The sequence below is a fragment of the Methylobacterium sp. 285MFTsu5.1 genome (assembly GCF_000383455.1).
Taxonomy (GTDB): domain Bacteria; phylum Pseudomonadota; class Alphaproteobacteria; order Rhizobiales; family Beijerinckiaceae; genus Methylobacterium.
In genome coordinates this window covers 386,628-403,625 of record NZ_KB911270.1, presented here as the reverse complement: position 1 = coordinate 403,625, position 16,998 = coordinate 386,628, and the positions used below count along the sequence as shown (strand labels likewise).

General features: G+C 76.7%; 22 protein-coding genes and 1 pseudogene. 17 read left to right on the top strand and 6 right to left on the bottom strand.

Features of this window, described 5'->3' with window-relative positions; translation table 11 throughout:
- Positions 1-10: 10 nt before the first annotated feature.
- Both H288_RS0102020 and H288_RS0102015 read right to left on the bottom strand, forming a co-directional pair.
- A complete protein-coding gene (locus tag H288_RS0102020) occupies positions 11-922 on the bottom strand; it encodes a trypsin-like serine protease (RefSeq protein ID WP_020090922.1) in 912 nt (303 codons plus the stop codon).
- A 149-nt stretch (positions 923-1,071) separates the two neighbouring features.
- Positions 1,072-1,833, bottom strand: a complete 762-nt coding sequence (locus H288_RS0102015; protein ID WP_020090921.1) for a S1 family peptidase — start codon at positions 1,831-1,833, stop codon at positions 1,072-1,074.
- Between the two features lie 25 nt (positions 1,834-1,858).
- Here H288_RS0102015 and H288_RS0102010 point away from each other — a divergent pair, with 25 nt between their 5' ends.
- The 7 genes and pseudogenes from H288_RS0102010 (at position 1,859) to H288_RS0101985 (ending at position 4,820) form a co-directional block, all read left to right on the top strand.
- Complete coding sequence (locus H288_RS0102010) at positions 1,859-2,422, top strand: phiE125 gp8 family protein (protein ID WP_020090920.1); 564 nt, start codon at positions 1,859-1,861, stop codon at positions 2,420-2,422.
- Between the two features lie 23 nt (positions 2,423-2,445).
- Positions 2,446-2,799: a head-tail adaptor protein gene (locus H288_RS0102005; RefSeq protein WP_020090919.1), complete on the top strand. Its 354-nt coding sequence runs from the start codon at positions 2,446-2,448 to the stop codon at positions 2,797-2,799.
- The gene (locus H288_RS0102000; RefSeq protein ID WP_020090918.1) at positions 2,796-3,224 is read left to right on the top strand and encodes a DUF3168 domain-containing protein; all 429 of its coding nucleotides are present in this window, start codon (positions 2,796-2,798) and stop codon (positions 3,222-3,224) included. The genes H288_RS0102005 and H288_RS0102000 overlap by 4 nt, the downstream gene beginning before the upstream one ends.
- An 11-nt stretch (positions 3,225-3,235) precedes the next feature.
- Positions 3,236-3,646, top strand: a complete 411-nt coding sequence (locus tag H288_RS0101995) for a phage major tail protein, TP901-1 family (RefSeq protein ID WP_020090917.1) — start codon at positions 3,236-3,238, stop codon at positions 3,644-3,646.
- Positions 3,647-3,651: 5 nt separating this feature from the next.
- Entirely contained in the window at positions 3,652-4,014 is a 363-nt protein-coding gene (locus H288_RS0101990) for a gene transfer agent family protein (protein ID WP_020090916.1), read from the top strand.
- A 53-nt stretch (positions 4,015-4,067) separates the two neighbouring features.
- Positions 4,068-4,232 (top strand): annotated as a pseudogene (locus H288_RS33715) (phage tail assembly chaperone); the annotation flags it as partial.
- A 9-nt stretch (positions 4,233-4,241) separates the two neighbouring features.
- Positions 4,242-4,820 (top strand): phage tail tape measure protein, encoded by a 579-nt coding sequence (locus H288_RS0101985; protein WP_020090915.1) that lies wholly within the window; start codon positions 4,242-4,244, stop codon positions 4,818-4,820.
- Between the two features lie 18 nt (positions 4,821-4,838).
- Here H288_RS0101985 and H288_RS0101980 read toward each other — a convergent pair whose 3' ends face one another.
- Positions 4,839-5,756 carry a TauD/TfdA family dioxygenase gene (locus H288_RS0101980; protein WP_020090914.1) on the bottom strand — a complete coding sequence of 306 codons (918 nt, stop codon included), beginning with the start codon at positions 5,754-5,756 and terminating at the stop codon, positions 4,839-4,841.
- Positions 5,757-6,140: 384 nt separating this feature from the next.
- On the opposite strand from H288_RS0101980, the gene H288_RS0101975 reads away from it, so the two are divergent.
- The 3 genes from H288_RS0101975 to H288_RS32020 are packed head-to-tail and all read left to right on the top strand — an operon-like array spanning position 6,141 to position 8,217.
- Positions 6,141-6,782 (top strand): DUF2460 domain-containing protein, encoded by a 642-nt coding sequence (locus H288_RS0101975; protein WP_020090913.1) that lies wholly within the window; start codon positions 6,141-6,143, stop codon positions 6,780-6,782.
- A gap of 14 nt (positions 6,783-6,796) precedes the next feature.
- The gene (locus H288_RS0101970; RefSeq protein WP_020090912.1) at positions 6,797-7,672 is read left to right on the top strand and encodes a DUF2163 domain-containing protein; all 876 of its coding nucleotides are present in this window, start codon (positions 6,797-6,799) and stop codon (positions 7,670-7,672) included.
- Positions 7,669-8,217 carry an NlpC/P60 family protein gene (locus H288_RS32020; RefSeq protein ID WP_020090911.1) on the top strand — a complete coding sequence of 183 codons (549 nt, stop codon included), beginning with the start codon at positions 7,669-7,671 and terminating at the stop codon, positions 8,215-8,217. The genes H288_RS0101970 and H288_RS32020 overlap by 4 nt, the downstream gene beginning before the upstream one ends.
- Here the strand turns inward: H288_RS32020 and H288_RS0101960 are convergent.
- A complete protein-coding gene (locus tag H288_RS0101960) occupies positions 8,148-8,432 on the bottom strand; it encodes an addiction module antidote protein (RefSeq protein WP_020090910.1) in 285 nt (94 codons plus the stop codon). The genes H288_RS32020 and H288_RS0101960 overlap by 70 nt on opposite strands.
- Complete coding sequence (locus H288_RS0101955) at positions 8,432-8,734, bottom strand: type II toxin-antitoxin system RelE/ParE family toxin (RefSeq protein ID WP_020090909.1); 303 nt, start codon at positions 8,732-8,734, stop codon at positions 8,432-8,434. Before H288_RS0101955 ends, H288_RS0101960 begins: the two co-directional genes overlap by 1 nt.
- A 75-nt stretch (positions 8,735-8,809) precedes the next feature.
- Here H288_RS0101955 and H288_RS0101950 point away from each other — a divergent pair, with 75 nt between their 5' ends.
- Together H288_RS0101950 and H288_RS0101945 are read left to right on the top strand one after the other, a co-directional pair.
- A complete protein-coding gene (locus tag H288_RS0101950) occupies positions 8,810-12,718 on the top strand; it encodes a glycoside hydrolase/phage tail family protein (RefSeq protein ID WP_020090908.1) in 3,909 nt (1,302 codons plus the stop codon).
- A 31-nt stretch (positions 12,719-12,749) separates the two neighbouring features.
- On the top strand, positions 12,750-14,006 hold the full coding sequence (locus H288_RS0101945) for a DUF2793 domain-containing protein (RefSeq protein WP_020090907.1): 1,257 nt from the start codon (positions 12,750-12,752) through the stop codon (positions 14,004-14,006).
- A 37-nt stretch (positions 14,007-14,043) separates the two neighbouring features.
- On the opposite strand, the gene H288_RS0101940 is transcribed toward H288_RS0101945, so the two are convergent.
- Positions 14,044-14,604: a GDSL-type esterase/lipase family protein gene (locus tag H288_RS0101940; RefSeq protein WP_026604582.1), complete on the bottom strand. Its 561-nt coding sequence runs from the start codon at positions 14,602-14,604 to the stop codon at positions 14,044-14,046.
- Between the two features lie 79 nt (positions 14,605-14,683).
- On the opposite strand from H288_RS0101940, the gene H288_RS0101935 reads away from it, so the two are divergent.
- From H288_RS0101935 to H288_RS0101915, 5 genes are all read left to right on the top strand, one after another.
- On the top strand, positions 14,684-15,190 hold the full coding sequence (locus H288_RS0101935; RefSeq protein ID WP_020090905.1) for a phage tail tip lysozyme: 507 nt from the start codon (positions 14,684-14,686) through the stop codon (positions 15,188-15,190).
- 60 nt (positions 15,191-15,250) lie between these two features.
- Positions 15,251-15,787 (top strand): hypothetical protein, encoded by a 537-nt coding sequence (locus H288_RS0101930; protein WP_020090904.1) that lies wholly within the window; start codon positions 15,251-15,253, stop codon positions 15,785-15,787.
- A gap of 54 nt (positions 15,788-15,841) precedes the next feature.
- Positions 15,842-16,186 (top strand): hypothetical protein, encoded by a 345-nt coding sequence (locus tag H288_RS0101925; protein ID WP_020090903.1) that lies wholly within the window; start codon positions 15,842-15,844, stop codon positions 16,184-16,186.
- Position 16,187: 1 nt separating this feature from the next.
- On the top strand, positions 16,188-16,406 hold the full coding sequence (locus H288_RS0101920; RefSeq protein ID WP_020090902.1) for a hypothetical protein: 219 nt from the start codon (positions 16,188-16,190) through the stop codon (positions 16,404-16,406).
- A 197-nt stretch (positions 16,407-16,603) separates the two neighbouring features.
- The gene (locus tag H288_RS0101915; RefSeq protein WP_020090901.1) at positions 16,604-16,975 is read left to right on the top strand and encodes a PepSY domain-containing protein; all 372 of its coding nucleotides are present in this window, start codon (positions 16,604-16,606) and stop codon (positions 16,973-16,975) included.
- Positions 16,976-16,998 lie beyond the last annotated feature (23 nt).

The following is a 16,998-nucleotide window of genomic DNA, read 5'->3' as shown; positions in this document are numbered from 1 at the left end:
GTGAGGCCCCTCAGCGGCGGCGGCCCGGGCGGGCCATCCAGTCGGACCGGTTGCCGCGGGGCAGGGCGTCGCCGACCTGGATGCGCGACAGTTCCGCCGTGCGCGCGGCGATCCAGCCGGCATGCTCGGCCACCGGGGTCACGGCGGTGAAGCCGCCGCAGGCGGTCCGGCGCGCGCCCTGCTGCAGGGCGCCGCTCGACCAGCTCACCACGCCGACGATCCGGTAGCCGCCGGGGCCGCCGGTCAGGATCGGGCCACCGGAATCGCCCAGGCAGGCGCCGGCGCCCGAGGTCTCGGCCATGCGCCGCCGGTCGGTGACGACGGTCACCCGGTTGGCGACCTGGAGCGAGCCGATCGACACGAGGTGGGCGAGCCGCAGGATGCGCGCCGAGTTCCGCCGGTTCTCGGCCACCACGCCGAAGCCCGCGATGTCCACGGGCTGCCCGTCGGTGATCGAGCCCGCGCCCCGGGGATCGAGGGGCACGTAGTCGTTGCCGAGCGGGCGCTCGAGCTTGAGCAGCGCCAGGTCGACGCCGGGCTGGTCCTCGGGGGTCGTCCCGGGCACGAAGTCCGGGTGCATGGAGGCGGTGATCACCGCGGTCCGGTGCTGGCGGAAGTTCCGGTCGACGCTGATCACCGTGTAGCCGGCCGGCCGCATCACGCAGTGGGCCGCGCTCAGCACGAGGTCCGGGGCGATCAGGGTCCCCGAGCAGATCTCGCCCTCGGTGCTCTCGATCCGCACCACGAAGCTGCGCGCCCCGTTCGGGTCCCGCGTCGTCGTGCCGTTGATCACCGCCGCCGCGGGCGTGGGCAGCAGGCCTCCGAGGGCGCCGAGCAGCGACAGGCCCAGGAACCCGCCCCACAGGCCGCCGCGCAGGCTGCGCTCGCGGGGGCCGGCCTTTCGGATCGGGCGAGGGGACATCGGGAACTCCGGGCGCGCGCGGGCGCGGGTGGGGGACGCCGGAGGCGGCGCCGAGGGAGCCTGGGGCGAGGGGCCCCAGATCGAGTGAGCCTAGAGCAAGGCAATAGCCCGGCCAAGCTGAGGTTCCCTGCGCACGCGGCGCCGCGCCGCTACTGCACCCAGCGCGCCGTCCGGTCCCAGCCGTCGAGCACGCGGTCGATCCAGCCCCGCTGCGGCCCCACCAGGACGCCCTGGGTGAGGCCGCCGCAGGCGCCCCCGATCCAGGCCGACAGGGCCAGCACCGCCCCGTCCGGTCCCGCGATCGGGCCGCCGGAATCGCCCTGGCAGGCGCCGCCGCCCGCGCCCTTCAGCCAGACCAGGATGCGGCTCGGCCCGTAGGGCTCGATCACCGGCAGGCCGAGGCTGCGGTAGGTGCCGGTGGAGCGCGGGTCGCCGGGCTTGGCCGCGCCGTAGCCCGACAGGGTCAGGGTCTCGCCCGCCCGCGCCGGGGCGGCGCTCAGGGTCACGGGCGCGAAGCGCGGCGGCAGCGGCGTCTCGGTGCGCAGCAGCGCGAGATCGACGGAGCGCCGCCGGGAAGCGGCCGCGCCGGCGTCGTAGCCCGGATGGACCGCCTGGGCGGTGACGTCGACGAGCACCGGCGCCCCGGCGGCGTCGCGGAAATGGACGCGGTGCTCCTTGGCGTCGGCGAGGCAGTGGCCGGCGGTCAGCACCGTGTCGGGGCCGAGCACCACGCCGGTGCAGACACCGCCCTTCGACGACAGGACCATCACGGCCCCGCCGGCCGGCGCCTCGGTGCCGCCGACGATCGCCCGCGCCGGGACGGCCGCGAGCACCGGGATCGCCATCAGGATCGCCGTGACGGTCGCTACCCGCGCGGCGCGGGCCGCCGGGCGGCGCTTCGAGATCGGCATCGGACCACCTGCAGAGAGACGTGCGATGATCCCGTTACGCATCGCCGCCGCCGCCGTCGAGCCGGTGGGCGTGCCCGACCTGCGCGCCTACCTGCGCGTCGACTCCGACGCGGGCGCCGACGAGGACGGCCTGCTCCAGGCCCTGATCGCGGCGGCCCGCGCGAGCCTGGAGATCGAGACCCGGCGGATCCTGGTCCCGGGCCGGTACCGGATCGCCCTGACGGCCTGGCCGCCGGACGGGCAGGTGCCGCTGCCCCTGAGCCCGCTGGTCGCGATCCTCCGCGCCGGCCTCGCGGACCCGTCCGGAGGCGTCACCGACCTCGACGCCGGGCTGGTGCGCCTCGGCCCCGACCCGGACGGGGCACCGTCCCTGCAGGTGGATCCGGCCGCGCCGGATCCCGCCGGCCGCACGATCCTGATCGAGGTCGCGGCCGGGTACGGCGGCGACGGTCCGCCGCTTCCCGAGCCCCTGCGCCTCGCGATCCTGCGCCTCGCCGCCGCCCGCTACGAGCGTCGCGGCGACGAGCCCGACGCCGCCCGCACCGACGCCGCCGCGCTCGGCGCGCCGTTCCGGCGCCTGCGGCTGTGATCCTCGCACCCGGAGCTTCCCCGATGGCGACCTCGTTCCAACGCCCGCCCCTCGGCGCGCGGCGGCGCCGCTTCGTCCTCGAGCGGCCCCTGGAGGAGCCCGACGGGTTCGGGGGCGTGCTGCGCCGCTACGTGGCCGGCCCGGTCCTGTGGGGCGCGATCGCCCCGGCGGGACTCGCCGACCGACCGGCCGGCGGCCGCACCGACACGCGGCCCGCCTACCGCGTCACCCTGCGGAGCCGGGCCGCGCTCGACCCGACCATGCGGCTCGCCGCCGGGCCGCGCCGCTTCGCGATCCGCGCCGTCGCCGAGCCCGACGCGCGGGGCCGCGACCTGATCTGCCACGTCGAGGAGCTGCCCGGGGAGGGGCGGTCGTGAGCGATCCGGGCCCGCTCCTGGCGCTCCGCGCCGGCCTGATCGCCCGCTTCGCCGCCGACGCCGCCCTGGCCGCGCTGCTGGGCGGCCGCGTCCGGCTCTACGACGAGCCGCCGCGGGGCACGCTCCCGGTCTACGCGCTGTTCGGCGACGCCGAGATCGCGGACGAATCCGTCGACGGCGCCGAGCGCCACCGGCACAGCCACGCGATCGCGGTGATCGCCCAGGCGGGCTCGGTGCGCACCGCCCTCGACGCCGCTTCGCGCATGGCGGCGCTCCTCCGGGACGCCCCGACGCCCCTCGTCCTGCCGCTGGCCGGCTGCCGGCTCGTGACCCTCCGGGTGCGGGCCGTCCGCGCCCGGCGCGACGCCCGGACCGGCGAGGCCAGGGCGACCCTGACGGTCGAGGCCGTCACCGAGAACCTGTGAGGAGGGTGCCGATGGGCGCGCAGAAGGGCAAGGACCTGCTGATCCGGGCCGGCGACGGTGCGGGCGGCTTCGTGGCGGTGGCGGGCCTGCGCAGCCGCCAGATCACCCTCAACGCCGAGACCGTCGACGTCACCAACGCCGATTCCGCCGGGCGCTGGCGCGAGCTGCTCGCCGGGGCCGGGGTGCGGCGGGCCGCGATCGCCGGCTCGGGCGTGTTCCGCGACCAGGCCTCGGACGCGCGCCTGCGCCTGCTGTTCTTCGAGGGCGCGGTCGAGGTGTTCCAGATCGTGATCCCGGCCTTCGGGATCCTGGAGGGGCCGTTCCAGATCGCGAGCCTGGAGTACCGGGGCGACCATGCCGGTGAGGTCACCTTCGACATGAGCCTCGAATCCGGCGGCGCGCTCGCCTTCGCGGCGGTCTGAGCGCCGTGGCCAACCGGATCCGCGGCGAGGTGCCGCTCACCCTCGGCGGGCGGCGCTACACGCTCTGCCTCACCCTCGGCGCGCTCGCCGAGCTGGAGACCGCGCTCCAGGCCGGCGACCTCGCGGGCCTCGCCGCGCGCTTCGCCGGCGGGCGCGTCTCGGCCCGCGACCTGATCGCCCTCCTGGGCGTCGCCCTGCGGGGCGGCGGCCACGACCTCGACGACGCGGCGGTGGCGCGGCTGCCGCTGGCGGGCGGGCTCGACGCCGTCTCGGCCGCCCTGGGCGACGTCCTGGCGGCGGCCTTCGGGGAAGCGCCGGGCGGGGAGGCGGCGGGCGGGGAGGTACCGGGCCCGGCAAACCCTCCCTAGGGCCGGACGCGGAGCCGCCGCCGCGTCCGGCCCCGGAGCGCTTCCCCTGGGACGACGCCCTCTCCCTCGGCCTCGGCGCGCTGGGTTGGCGGCCCCGCGACTTCTGGTCGGCGACCCCGCGGGAGTTCGCCGCGGCGCTCGGCCGGCGCGCCGGCCCGGAGCCGCTGTCCCGCGCCGCCTTCGCGCGGCTCCTCGCCGCCCATCCCGACCCACCGTGAGGCACCGCCATGGCCGAGACCGACCCGCAGGCCGACTCGCTGTCCGACGACCGGATCCGGCAGCTCGAGACCCTGGACCGACTGGCGCAGAGCTTCGGCCGCAGCCTCGACACTGCCCTGACCCGCGGGGCCGCGTCCGGCCGCAGCCTCGACGGCGTGCTCGGCACCATTGGGGCGCGCCTCGCCGGCGTGGCGGCGCGGGCGGCGGCCGGGCCGATCCAGTCGGGCCTCACGGGCCTGATCGGCGCGATGCTGGGCTCCGGCGCGGAGACGGGCTTCGCCCGCGGGGGCGTGTTCCGGGGCGGCCGCGTCCAGCCCTTCGCCGCCGGCGGCGTCGTGGCCGCGCCGACCTACTTCCCCATGGCGGGCGGCGCCGGCCTGATGGGCGAGGCCGGCCCGGAGGCGATCCTCCCCCTCGGCCGCGGGCCGGACGGTCGCCTCGGCGTGGCCGCGGGCGGCGCCGCGGCGCGGCCGGTCTCCGTGACGGTCAACATCGCGACCCCCGATCCGGGCGCCTTCCGCCGCTCGGAGGCGCAGGTGACCGCGAGCCTCGCCCGGGCGGTGGCGCGCGGCCAGCGGGCGACCTGAGGCGCGCGCGGCCACAGCTCACGCCGCCCTGCGCGCCTCCGTCTCCCGCGCCCGGCTGGTGCGGCCGTCGACGCTCACCGGCGCGACGCCCTGGATCGTCACGCGGCGGACCACGCGGGGCGCCTCGCCGTAATCGTCCACCGCCCGGTGGACCGTGGCGCGGTTGTCCCAGATCGCCACGTCGCCCGTCCGCCACGACCAGCGCACGGTGTTCTCGGGCCGGGTCGCGTGGTCGTGGAAGATCGCCAGCAGGTGCTGCGAATCCGCGGTGGTCAGGCCCAGGATCCGCTGGATGAAGTGGCCGACGATCAGCGAGCGCTCCCCGGTCTCCGGGTGGACGTGGACCAGCGGGTGCTCGGTCTCGAACACGGTCCTGGTGAACACCTCGTCGTAGCGCCGCCGCCCGGCCTCCGACACGTTCACCCGGCCGCCGACATAGTCGTAGACGTTCGAGTGCAGCGCCCAGAGCTTGTCGGCGAGGTCGCGCAGGGGCTCGGGCAGGTCCGCGTAGGCCGCCGCCGTGTTGGCCCAGAGCGTGTCGCCGCCGTGGGGCGGCAGCGTCACGGCCCGCAGGATCGAGAGCGCCGGGTAGGCCGGCACGAAGGTCACGTCGGTGTGCCAGGAACTCGCCCGCTCGCCCCGGCTGCCGTCGATGTCGAGGATTCCCGCCGTGCCGGCGAGGGAGGGCACGGTCGGATGCGGGACGAGGTCGCCGAGGCGCCGGCCGAACGCCTCCTGCCCGGCCTCGTCGAGGTCCTGGTCGCGGAAGAACACCACTTTGTGGGTGTTCAGCGCCTGCCGGATCGCCGCGACCGTCCCGTCGTCCAAGTCACCCGAGAGGGTGACGCCGCGGATCTCCGCGCCGATGCGGCCGGCGACGCGGCGGATGTCGAGGGCAGGGGCGGATGCGTGCAGGGGCTGGGGGATGGCGCTCATCGGAAGGTTTCCCTGGCAGAACGGCGCCGCGTCGTGCGGATCGCGCGGTGAACCGAGATGTGCGGACCGAGAGGACTTCGGAGAACATCCGCTTCGGTGCGGCGATCTTCGATCAACTGCCGTCCCGTGTCGATGAACGGCGCTTTTGATTTTCCGGCGCCTCTCGGAAGACTTTTTTCAGCTGCTCCGATCCGGCAGCGATACCGTTCCCCGGGCGTCGCGCGGGATCTGCGGCCCGGCCTCCGTCCTCGCGGGCGGAGCGAAGCGATCCCGGAGTGCCACGGTCACGGATGTCGCGCTGCCCTGGGTCGCGTCGCTGCGCTCGCGAGGACGCCCCGGAAGACCGGCGCGGCCCTGTCGCCACCCGAACCGGAGAGGCCCGCCATGGCCGACGATTTCCACGAGGTGCTGTTCCCACTCGACGTCTCGCTGCGCGCCGGCGGCGGCCCGCAGCGGCTCACCGAGATCGTGACCCTGGCCTCGGGCCGGGAGCACCGGAACGGCCGCTGGGCCGATTCCCGCCGCCGCTACGAGGCCGGGTTCGGGATGCGCGGCCTCGACGCCCTGCACGCCGTGCTGGCCTTCTTCGAGGAGCGGCGCGGGCGGCTCTACGGATTCCGGTTCCGCGACCGGGTCGACGACCGCTCCGGGCCGCCCGGCCGGCCGACGGGTCCCTTCGACCAGCCGCTCGGCACCGGCGACGGCGCCACCGCGTCCTTCCCGCTGGTCAAGACCTACGGGGCCGGCTTCGCGCCCTACAGGCGCCGGATCGCCAAGCCGGTGGCGGGCAGCGTCCGGGTCGCGGTGGCGGGCCGGGAGGTCGAGCCCGGCGCCTTCGCGTGCGACCCGACGACCGGCCTCGTCACCTTCGCGCCGGGCCGCGTCCCGCCGCCCGGCGCCGCCGTGACGGCGGGCTTCGCCTTCGACGTGCCGGTCCGGTTCGACACCGACGCGCTGACCATCGACCTCGCCGCCTTCACGGCCGGGGAGATCCCGAAGGTGCCGCTCGTCGAGATCGTGCCCTGAGGAGGCGTGACGCCATGCGCGACATCCCGGAGGCCTTCGCGGCGCATCTCGCCGGCGGGGTGACCACCCTGTGCCGCTGCTGGTCCCTGCGGCGGCGGGACGGGCTCGCCCTCGGCTTCACCGACCACGACCGCGACCTGACCGTCGCGGGCCTCGTCCACGCCGCCCGCACCGGGCTGGAGGCGGCCGAGGCCAGCGCCGAGCTCGGCTTCGCGGTCTCGGGCGGCGACGTGGCGGGAGCGCTCAGCGGCCTCGGGCTCACCGAGGCGGACATCGCCGGCGGCCTCTACGACGGCGCCGCCGTGGAGACCTGGCTGGTCGACTGGAGCAGCCCCGAGACCCGGCTCCTCCTCGACGTCGCCACGATCGGCGAGGTGCGCCGGGACGGTGACGCCTTCGTGGCGGAGCTGCGCGGCCTCGCGCACCGGCTCGGCGCCGAGCGGGGCCGCACCTACCGGGCGACCTGCGGCGCCGATCTCGGCGATGCCCGATGCCGGGTGGACCGCGCCGCGTGGACGACGGCCGGCCGCGTGACGGGCGTCCCGGAGCCGGCCACGCTCGCGGCGGCGCTCGCCGGGTCCTTCGCGGACGGCCTGTTCACCGGCGGGCGCCTGACCTGGACGACGGGCGCCAATGCCGGGCTCGCGGCGGACGTGCGCCTCCAGCTCGGGCCGCTGATCGAGCTCTGGACGGTGCCGCCCCGGCCGGTCGCCGCCGGCGACGGGTTCAGCCTGACGGCCGGGTGCGACAAGCGCCTCGCCACCTGCCGCGACCGCTTCGCCAACGCGGTCAATTTCCAGGGCTTCCCGCACATGCCCGGCAACGACGCGGTCATGCGGGCGGTCCCCGGCTCGGACACCATCCTCGACGGCGGGAGCCTCTTCCGATGAGCGCGATGCGGCGCGAGATCGGCCGGGATATCGGTGTCGCGGCGCTCGGCGAGGCGCGGCTCTGGCTGGGCACGCCCTACCGCCACCAGGCGTCGCTGCGCGGCGTGGGCTGCGACTGCCTGGGCCTGCTGCGCGGGGTCTGGCGCGGGCTCTACGGCGCCGAGCCGGAGGTGCCGCCGCCCTATTCCGGCACCTGGGCGGAATCGGCCGCGCCCGGGACCGACCCGCTCACCGAGGCGGCCGCCCGCCACCTCGTGCCGGTGCCCGGACCCCTGGCGGACCTGGCGCCGCGGCCGGGCGACGTCCTGCTCTTCGCCTTCCGCCGCCACCTGCCGGCCCGCCACTGCGCCATCGCCACCGGCGCCGGCGCGATGATCCACGCCCACGACGGGGCCGCCGTCACCGAGGTCGCGCTCACCGGATGGTGGCGGCGGCACGCGACGGGGGTGTTCCGGTTTCCGGCGCGCTGCGGCGCCTACGAGGAACGCGTCGATACGGTGAGCTTGACGCCGAGCACGTCCATGATCTTGCGGACTGTCTCGTAGCGGAGCTTCGAGCCCGGCGTCAGCGCCTTGTAGAGGCTCTCCCGACCGACACCCGCTTCCCGGGCGATCTGCGCCATGCCGCGTGCCTTCGCGACATCGCCCAGGGCCGCGATGAACAGCTCGGGGTCGGGGGCGTCGAGCGCCGCCGCCAGGTATTCGGCAATCGCCTCCTCACTGTCGAGGAATTCCGAGGCGTCGAACGGTGTGAAACGCATCAGGTGATTCCGTCGAGAGAGGCGGCCATGGATTTGGCCCTCTGAATGTCCCGGGTCTGGCTGGACTTATCGCTTCCGCACAGGAGCAGGTACGTTACCTCGCCGCGTCGGACATAGTAGACGCGAAAGCCCGGGCCATACGGGATCCGCATCTCGAACACACCTGCCCCGACCGGTTTGGCATCCCCGAAATTGCCGAGCCCCGCGCTGCGGATACGTGCCGCGATGCGCGCCCGGGCGCGGTGATCCTTCAGGCCCGTGAGCCAAGTCCGGAAGGTGTCGGACAGCAGGATCGTCGTCACAGGTCGAACGTATCCGATCGGATACGGACCGGCAACCCGTCCACGCGATACCGCCATCAGATCCGGAGCCCCGCCATGGCGACGCTGATCCTGTCCTCGGCAGGCGCGGCGGTCGGCACCGCCCTCGGAGGCCCGATCGGCGGCCTGGTCGGGCGCGCGCTCGGCTCCGTCGCGGGCGCGGCCCTCGGCGGCGCCCTGTCGGGGGCCGGGCGGCACGCGCGCTTCGTCGAGGGGCCGCGGCTCGCCGACGTCGCCGGGCTCACCTCCACCGAGGGCGATCCGATCCCGCGGGTCTACGGGCGGGCGCGGATCGGCGGCACCCTGATCTGGGCGACCCGTCCGCTCGAGGTCGCCAACACCACCGTCGCCCGCGCGGCCGCGCCCGCCAAGGGCCTGGGCGGGCTCGCGGGCGGCCCGAGGACCGTCACCACCCGCTACAGCTACTTCGCCAACCTCGCGGTCGGCCTGTGCGAGGGCGAGATCGCCTGCGTCCGCCGGATCTGGGCGGACGGGCGGGAGATCGACCAGGCCGGCCTGACCCTGCGGGTCCATACCGGCGGCCCCGGCCAGGAGCCGGACCCGCTGATCGTCGCCAAGGAGGGCGCGGAGAACGCACCCGCCTATCGCGGCCTCGCCTACGCGGTGTTCGAGAACCTCGCCCTCGCGGCCTTCGGCAACCGCGTCCCGCAATTCGCCTTCGAGGTGATCCGCCCGGTCAACGGCCTGTTCGACCGCGTGCGCGCCGTCGACCTGATCCCCGGCGCCAGCGAGTTCGGCCTCGATCCGGACCGCGTCACCGTCGATCTCGGGCTCGGCCGCACCGAGGCCGCCAACCGGCACCAGCTCCAGCGCGGCACCGACGTGATCGCCTCCCTCGACGCGCTCCAGGCGCTGTGTCCGAATCTGCGCCGGGTCGCCGTGGTGGCGACGTGGTTCGGCACCGACCTGCGGGCGGGATCCTGCCGGGTCGTGCCCAAGGTCGAGGCCGCCGACAAGCGCGCCCGGCCGGAGGATTGGCGCGTCGCCGGGATCGCCCGCGACCGGGCCGAGACGGTCTCGACCCTGCCGGACGGCAGCCCGGCCTACGGCGGCACGCCGGCGGATGCGGGCCTGACCCGGCTGATCGCCGAGCTGGCGCGCCGGGGGCTGGCGGTGTCGCTCTACCCGTTCGTCATGATGGACGTGCCGGCCGGCAACGTGCTCCCCGATCCGCACGCCCCCGGCGCCGCGCAGCCCGCCTATCCCTGGCGCGGCCGCATCACCTGCGATCCGGCCCCGGGCCTTCCGGGGAGCCCGGACGGGACCGCCGCGGCCGACGCGCAGGTCGCGGCCTTCTTCGCGGGTGGCTACCGCGACGCGGTCCTGCACTACGCAGACCTCGCGGCCGGCTGGGCGGCCTCGGGCACGCCCCTCGCGGCCTTCGTGATCGGCAGCGAGCTCGTCGGCCTGACCCGGGTGCGCGGCGCGGCCGGCTACCCGGCGGTGCGGGCCCTGCGCGACCTCGCCGCCGCGCTCCGCGACCGCCTCGGCCCGGCCGTCACCCTGGTCTACGCGGCGGACTGGACCGAGTACGGCGCCCATGTGGGCGACGGCGGCGCCACCGTCCGCTTCCCCCTCGACGACCTGTTCGCCGACCCGCATATCGGCGCCGTCGGGATCGACTGGTACCCGCCCGTCTCCGACTGGCGCGACGACCCGGACCACGCCGACCTCGCGGTGACGGGCGACATCGCCGACCGGGCCTATCTGAAGGCCCGGGGCGCGTCCGGCGAGGCCTTCGACTGGTACTACGCCGACGCGGCCGACCGCGCCGCCCAGGCCCGCCGGCCGATCACCGACGGCACCGCCGGCAAGCCCTGGATCTACCGGGCCAAGGACCTCGTCGCGTGGTGGTCGAGCCCGCACGTGGAGCGCGACGGCGGCGTCGAGACCCGCACCACCACCTGGGTGCCGGCCGGCAAGCCGATCTGGCTCACCGAGATCGGCGTTCCGGCGGTGGACAAGGGCACCAACGGCCCCAACGTCTTCCCGGACCCGAAATCGTCCGAGAGCGCCTTCCCGCCGGAATCCCGCGCCCTGCGCGACGAGCTGATCCAGCTCCGCGGGCTGGAGGCCGTGATCGCGCGGTTCGACCCGGCCGTGCCGGGCTTCCGGGAGGCCGACAACCCGGTCTCGCCGGTCTACGGCGGCCGCATGGTCGATCCCGACGGGATCTTCGTCTGGGCCTGGGACGCGCGGCCCTTCCCGGCCTTCCCGACGGTGCGGGGCGTCTGGGCCGACGCCGCCAACTGGCGGGTCGGCCACTGGATCACCGGCCGGATCGAGGGCTGCGACCTCGACCTGCTGGTCCAGCGGATCCTCGCGGATTTCGGGTTCGACGCGCCGGTCTCCGTGGAGGCCGCCGCCTATCTCGACGGCTACGTGATCGACCGGCCGCTCACGGCGCGGGGCGCCCTGGAGACCCTGGCGGAGGTCTACGGTCTCGACGTCTCGGCGGTGGCCGGCACCCTGCGGCTGCGCGGTCCCCGGCGCGACCGGCCCGTGATCCTGGCCGAGGCCGACCTCGTCCGGCTGTCGGAGGAGCGGCCGGTCCTGCACCAGGTCCGGGCCGAGGAGAGCGCCCTGCCGCGCTCCGTGGAGCTCGGGATCACCGATTCCGAGAGCCCGGATTACCGGCGCGCCGCGGCCTCGGCCGTGCGGCCCGCCGGCCTGCGGCGGCGCGAGACCCGGATCGAGGCGGCGATCGTCACCCGCCGGGAGACCGCCGACGGCCTGGCCGAGGCGCTGCTCGACCGGCTGATCGCGGCCCGCGACACCGCGGTGTTCACGCTGAGCCCGCGCCGGGTCGAGCTGGAGCCCGGCGACCTCCTGGCGGTCCCGGCCGACGTGCCCGGCGGCGCGGTCCTGCGCCGGATCGACCGGATCGACGACGCGCCCACGGGCCGCCGGATCGAGGCGAGCGGCGTGCCGCCCCGGGCGGGGCCCGGGCGCGGGCTGCCCCGCGCGATGGCCCAGGCGGCGGTGGCGCCGCCCGCCTTTCCCGGACCGCCGCTCGCCGTCGCCCTCGACCTGCCGATCGATCGCGGCGAGCCCACGGTCCTTCAGTCCTGCGCGGTGGCGGCCGAGCCCTGGCCCGGCGCGGTCGCGATCTGGCGCGCCGCGGGCGACGGGCCGCTCGCCCTGCACCGCCTCGTCGACTACCCGGCCTGCCTCGGGCGCACCCTGTCGGCGCTGCCGCCCGGCCCGCTCTGGCGGATTCAGCGGGGCGCGCATCTCGACGTCGCCCTGCGGCGCGGCGCGACGCTGGCCTCGATCGGGGCGGGCGCGATGCTGGCCGGGGGCAACCTGTTCGCCCTGCTCGGCGCGGACGGGACCGTGGAACTGCTCTGCGCCGCGTCCGCGGTCCTGACCGGGCCCGACACCTACCGGCTGTCCGGCTTCCTGCGCGGGCTCGCGGGCAGCGAGGCGGCGGCGGGGCGGGTCTGCCCGGCGGGGAGCCTGATCGTGCGCCTCGACGACGGCGCCGTGACGCCCCTGGTCGACCGGCTGGACGAGGTCGGCCGCGCGTTCCGCTACCGGATCGGGCCGGCGGATCGCGATCCGGCCGACCCGGCCTTCGCCGAGATCACCGCCACGGCCGGCCTCGCGGCGCTGACGCCGCTGCGGCCGGTCCACCTGCGGGCGCGGCGCGCGGCGGACGGGGTGCGGCTCTCTTGGATCCGGCGGGCCCGCCGCGACGGCGACGCCTGGGAGCCGGCCGAGATCCCGCTCGACGAGCCGGAAACCTACGCCGTGACGGTGTTCTCGGACGCCGGTACGGCCCTGCGCACGCTCCGGGCCGAGGCCCAGCACTGTCTCTACGCGGACGAGGCGGCCGATTTCGGCGGCGCCCAGACGCATGTCGACGTCGCGGTGGCGCAGATCGGTCTCGTCGCCGGGTCCGGACCCGCCTGCCGCGCCCGTATCCCCGTCCGCTCGGCCTGACCGCTCGACCTGACCGCCCGGGAGCCGCCCCATGTCCGACGCCACGCCCCATCTCGGCCTGCCGCTGATCGCCGCCAGCCAGGCGCAGAAGCACGTCACCCACAACGAGGCGCTCGGCCTTCTCGACGCGCTGGTCCAACTGGCGTGCCTGGACAAGGACCTCGCCGCGCCGCCGCCGGGCCCCGCGGAGGGCGACCGTTACCTCGTGGCCGCCGCCGAGCCCGGGGGGGCCTGGGCGGGGCTCGCGGGCCAAGTGGTGCGCTACGCCGACGGGGTCTGGACCGGCGCCGCGCCGCGGGCCGGCTGGCTCGCCTGGCTGATCGACGAGGCCGACCTCTACGTCTTCGACGGCGCGGCCTGGACGAGCCTCCGTCGCGCGCTGACCGCGCTCCAGAGCGTCGGCCGCCTCGGGATCAACACGGCGGCCGACGCCACCAACCGTCTCGCGGTGAAGTCCGACTCCGCGCTCCTGACCTGGGACGACGCCACGCCGGGCACCGGCGACATGCGGATCTTCGTCAACCGGAAATCCGCCGCCCGCGACGCCGCCCTGGTCTTCGAGACCGGCTACGCGGCGCGGGCGCTGCTGGGCACGCTCGGGAGCGACGACTTCACCCTGAAGGTCTCGCCCGACGGCGCCGCCTTCGCCACGGCGCTCACCGCCTCGGCGCGGACCGGCGGGATCGACTTCGCCTCGGCCGAGACCGCCCTCGCGGCCGCCCCCACCACCGACCTCGGCGCGGCCGGTACCCGGCGGGTGCTCGTCACCGGCGCGGCCCGGATCGCGAGCTTCGGCGTCGCCGCCGACCGGGAGCGGTTCGTGCGCTTCTCGGGCGCCGCGACCCTGGTCCACGATCCCGAGGCGCTGGTGCTGCCGACCCGCGCCGATCTCGTGACGGCCGCCGACGACACCTGCATCGCCACCTCGGACGCGGCGGGCCGCTGGCGCGTGCGCCACTACCAGCGCGCCGACGGGACGCCGCTCGCGACCGGCGCGCAGGTGCTCGGCGCGAACGGGTCGATCCGGCTCCCGGGCGGCCTGATCGCGCAATGGGGGCTCGTCACCGCCGCCGAGGCGGATGTCGCGGTGGCGTTCGGCATCGCCTTCCCGGGGAGCTGCCTCGGCGTCTGGGCGCAGCCGGTCGCCGGCGCCGGCGACGCGCTCCACGCCGCGCAGGTCAGCGACGTGGCGGCCACCGGGTTCACGCTCCGCACCCGCCGCGCGACGGCGGGCGCGGTGGCGGGGGTCGGGTCGGTGCCGACCTACTGGCTGGCGCTGGGCGCGTGAGCGCCGTGGATCCGCAGGCGGCGCCTCGCGGCCGCTCTCAGTCCGGAACGGCGTCGAGGGCCCGCAGCATCGCCGGCTCCACGGCCGCGTAGCCCGCGCCGTTCAGGTGGATGCCGTCGTCGGTGAAGTCCCGCCGGAGCGCGCCCGCCTCCGTGGCGAGCGGCGGCCCGTAATCGACGAGGCGGGCCGGGCCCGCCGCGCAGTAGGCGCGCAGCCACCCGTTCAGGGCGCGGATCCGCGCCACCGGCCGCAGCTCGGGGCGCCAGCCCCAGAAGTCGCTCGGCATCACGGTGCCGATCGTGAGCGGCAGCCCGGCCGCGAAGGCCATCCGCCCCATGGCCATGATGTTCCCGGCGATCGCCCGGTCCGGCACCGGGCCGCCGATCTCCGCGATGTCGTTGATCCCGCACATCAGGTGCACGGCCCGGGCGCCGGCCGTATCCCGCAGGAAGCGCGCGCGGATCTGCCCGCTCGTCTCGCCCGGGACGCCCCGGGCGACGAAGCCGTGGAGCGCGAAGGTCTCGGCCCGCACCGCGCCCCAGGCGGCGGTGATCGAGTCGCCGATGAACACGAGCGGCCGGTCCTGTCCGCGTCCCACGCTTCCCCCTCGGCGCCGCCCACGGCGCGGGCCGCCTTAGCCCGGCGCGCCCGGGGAGGCCAGTTTCCGGAGCACGCCCATGCCGCCTCCCGTTCCGGCCGCGCAGGAGCCCTTCGCCGCCGCCTGCCGCCGGCTCGGCCCGCGGCTGATGCGCGATCTCGGCCTGAGCGACGTCCAGGCCGCCGGCCTGCTCGGCAATCTCGGCCACGAGACCGGCGGGTTCCGCCACCTCCAGGAGGTCGCCCCCGCGGTGCCGGGCTCCCGCGGCGGCTGGGGGCTCGCCCAGTGGACCGGGCCCCGGCGCGTCGCCATGGAGGCGTGGTGCCGGGCGCGCGGCCGCGATCTCGCCGACCCCGAGGCGGGCTACGGCTACCTCTGCGCCGAGCTGCGCGGTCCCGAGGCGCCGGCCCTCGCGGCCCTGCGGGCCACCACCACCCTCGCTGCCGCCACCGAGGCGGTCTGGCGCCGCTACGAGCGGCCCGGCGTCGTCGCGCCCGCGCGCCGCCTCGCCTGGGCGCGCCGGGCCCTCGCCGCCCTGCGCGCCGGTCCCGCTGCGATGCCGGCTCAGCCGCCGGGCCGGCCCTGACCCGTCATCACCCGATCCCGAGCCGGCCGGGTCCGCCGCGCGCTGAGAAGGAGTTCCACGATGATGCACCCGATCCGGGCGGCCGTCGCCCTGGCCATCACGGGCCTGCCGCTCGCCGCCCTCGCCGCGCCGGCCGGCGGTGCCGCGCCCGCCGTTACTCCCGTCGCCGGCTTGGCGCTGCCGTGGGGCGACTGGCTCTCCGGCCTGCTCCAGCCGGTGACGGCCGCCCTCGTGCCGCTCGCCGCCGCCGCCGTCACCGCCGGCATCGCCCGGGTCGCGCCCTGGGCCGCCTCGGTGCTCACCCGCGACCGGATCGAGGCCGCGATCCGCGCCGGGGCCGAGTTCGGCCAGAACGCCGTGGCCGGGGCCGCCCGGGGCCGGACCGTCAGCGCCGATCTCGGCGCCGCGGTGGTGGCTGCCGGCGCCCGGCACGTGCTCGCCACCGCCCCCGCGCACGTCGTGCGGAAGGCGGGCGGCCCCGAGGGCGTGGCCGCGCGGATCTTCCGGGCGCTGCCCCTCGACCCGCAGGCGAGCGCCGCCAACGTCCTCGCCCCAGCGCTCGCGCAGCTGCGCGGGGCGGACAAGCACCCGGCCTGAGGCCGGGCCTCGCCGCTTCGGCGGCGCGGGGGCCGTGTAACAGGGATCGTCACCATGAAGCCCCTCCGCATCGAGGCACGGCAATCCGCGCCCCCCCAGGACGCCGAGGGCGCGGGTGTCGCCCTCGGCGGGCGGCCCCGGACGATCCGCTTCCCGCCCGTCTGGCACGCGTGGTTCGCCCGGCAGTCCGAGCCGCGCCTCGCCGCCCTCGACGAGCTGGTCGACGCGCATCTCGAGCGCCGCGCGCTGCGCCGCTACCTGCGCCGGCTCAAGCACGCGACGGTGCTCGCCTTCGTCGCCGCGGCGGCGGCCGCGCACTGGTTCTCCGACCAGGTCGCGTGGCTCGCCGCGCATATCCCGGCCCTGCGGACCCTCTGGAAGCTGCTGACGGGAGGGTGAGATGCGCCTGCTCTGGGACAGGGTTCTCGACCGGGCGTGGCTCGGCCTGGCGGCCGCCGCGGCGGTGACGGTCGCCGTCCACGAGGGTGCGGCGGTCGGCCGGCTTGCCTGGACGCTGGGGTCCGGCGGCGTCGCGCAGGCCGCGCCGGCGGGGACCGGCCGGGCCGGGCCGCCGGCCCGCGCCGCGGCCTGCGGTCCCGCCCCGGCGCCGTCACCGTGAGACCGGCCGCGGCGCCTGTGGGAAGCGGCGCGCGGCGTGGAACCGGGCGCCGCCTCGGCCGTCATGTCCGCACGATGCCGCCCGCCACCGATTCGACCGCGAAGGGACTGTCCGGACCGCCGCCGACGAATGCCGGGGGCGACGCACGGCCACGTATTCAGGACGCATTCAGTGCCCTGGGCTCACATCGTCTGCCAATGCGCTACGCCATCGCCCTCGTCGCCATCAGCCTGACCGCCGCGGCCCTCGCCGCGGGCGGCCTCGGCTCCATGGCCGACGACGGGCCGGCCCCTCAGACGGGCGCGGTGTCGAGCCAGCCGCCGCTGCGGATCGAGAGCTGCCTGTCCCCCGCGGACCTGCGCGAGGAGGTCGGCGAGCGCCGGGTGATCCCGCCGGTCGCGGCGATCCGCGCGGCCCGGACGGTGATCCCCCGCGCCGAGATCCAGCGGGCGAGCCTCTGCCGTCACGCGGACGGCCTCGTCTACATGCTCACCGCCTTGCGCCGCGACGGGCATTTCGTGCACGTGATCGTCGACGCGCGCACCGGCACCGTGGCGGGACAGTATTGAGCGGGCGCGGGGACCGTTTCGGA

Excerpts from the sequence above, each read along its gene's own strand:
- H288_RS32020 (WP_020090911.1), top strand. The coding sequence starts at position 7,669 with ATGAGCGCGATGCGGCGCGAGATCGGCCGGGATATCGGTGTCGCGGCG.
- H288_RS0101925 (WP_020090903.1), top strand. The coding sequence starts at position 15,842 with ATGAAGCCCCTCCGCATCGAGGCACGGCAATCCGCGCCCCCCCAGGAC.
- H288_RS0101970 (WP_020090912.1), top strand. The coding sequence starts at position 6,797 with ATGCGCGACATCCCGGAGGCCTTCGCGGCGCATCTCGCCGGCGGGGTG.
- H288_RS0101945 (WP_020090907.1), top strand. The coding sequence starts at position 12,750 with ATGTCCGACGCCACGCCCCATCTCGGCCTGCCGCTGATCGCCGCCAGC.
- H288_RS0101985 (WP_020090915.1), top strand. The coding sequence starts at position 4,242 with ATGGCCGAGACCGACCCGCAGGCCGACTCGCTGTCCGACGACCGGATC.
- H288_RS0101980 (WP_020090914.1), bottom strand. The coding sequence starts at position 5,756 with ATGAGCGCCATCCCCCAGCCCCTGCACGCATCCGCCCCTGCCCTCGAC.
- H288_RS0101950 (WP_020090908.1), top strand. The coding sequence starts at position 8,810 with ATGGCGACGCTGATCCTGTCCTCGGCAGGCGCGGCGGTCGGCACCGCC.
- H288_RS0101995 (WP_020090917.1), top strand. The coding sequence starts at position 3,236 with ATGGGCGCGCAGAAGGGCAAGGACCTGCTGATCCGGGCCGGCGACGGT.
- H288_RS0102005 (WP_020090919.1), top strand. The coding sequence starts at position 2,446 with ATGGCGACCTCGTTCCAACGCCCGCCCCTCGGCGCGCGGCGGCGCCGC.
- H288_RS0101975 (WP_020090913.1), top strand. The coding sequence starts at position 6,141 with ATGGCCGACGATTTCCACGAGGTGCTGTTCCCACTCGACGTCTCGCTG.
- H288_RS0102015 (WP_020090921.1), bottom strand. The coding sequence starts at position 1,833 with ATGCCGATCTCGAAGCGCCGCCCGGCGGCCCGCGCCGCGCGGGTAGCG.
- H288_RS0101935 (WP_020090905.1), top strand. The coding sequence starts at position 14,684 with ATGCCGCCTCCCGTTCCGGCCGCGCAGGAGCCCTTCGCCGCCGCCTGC.
- H288_RS0101915 (WP_020090901.1), top strand. The coding sequence starts at position 16,604 with ATGCGCTACGCCATCGCCCTCGTCGCCATCAGCCTGACCGCCGCGGCC.
- H288_RS0101960 (WP_020090910.1), bottom strand. The coding sequence starts at position 8,432 with ATGCGTTTCACACCGTTCGACGCCTCGGAATTCCTCGACAGTGAGGAG.
- H288_RS0101920 (WP_020090902.1), top strand. The coding sequence starts at position 16,188 with ATGCGCCTGCTCTGGGACAGGGTTCTCGACCGGGCGTGGCTCGGCCTG.
- H288_RS0102020 (WP_020090922.1), bottom strand. The coding sequence starts at position 922 with ATGTCCCCTCGCCCGATCCGAAAGGCCGGCCCCCGCGAGCGCAGCCTG.
- H288_RS0102010 (WP_020090920.1), top strand. The coding sequence starts at position 1,859 with ATGATCCCGTTACGCATCGCCGCCGCCGCCGTCGAGCCGGTGGGCGTG.
- H288_RS0101930 (WP_020090904.1), top strand. The coding sequence starts at position 15,251 with ATGATGCACCCGATCCGGGCGGCCGTCGCCCTGGCCATCACGGGCCTG.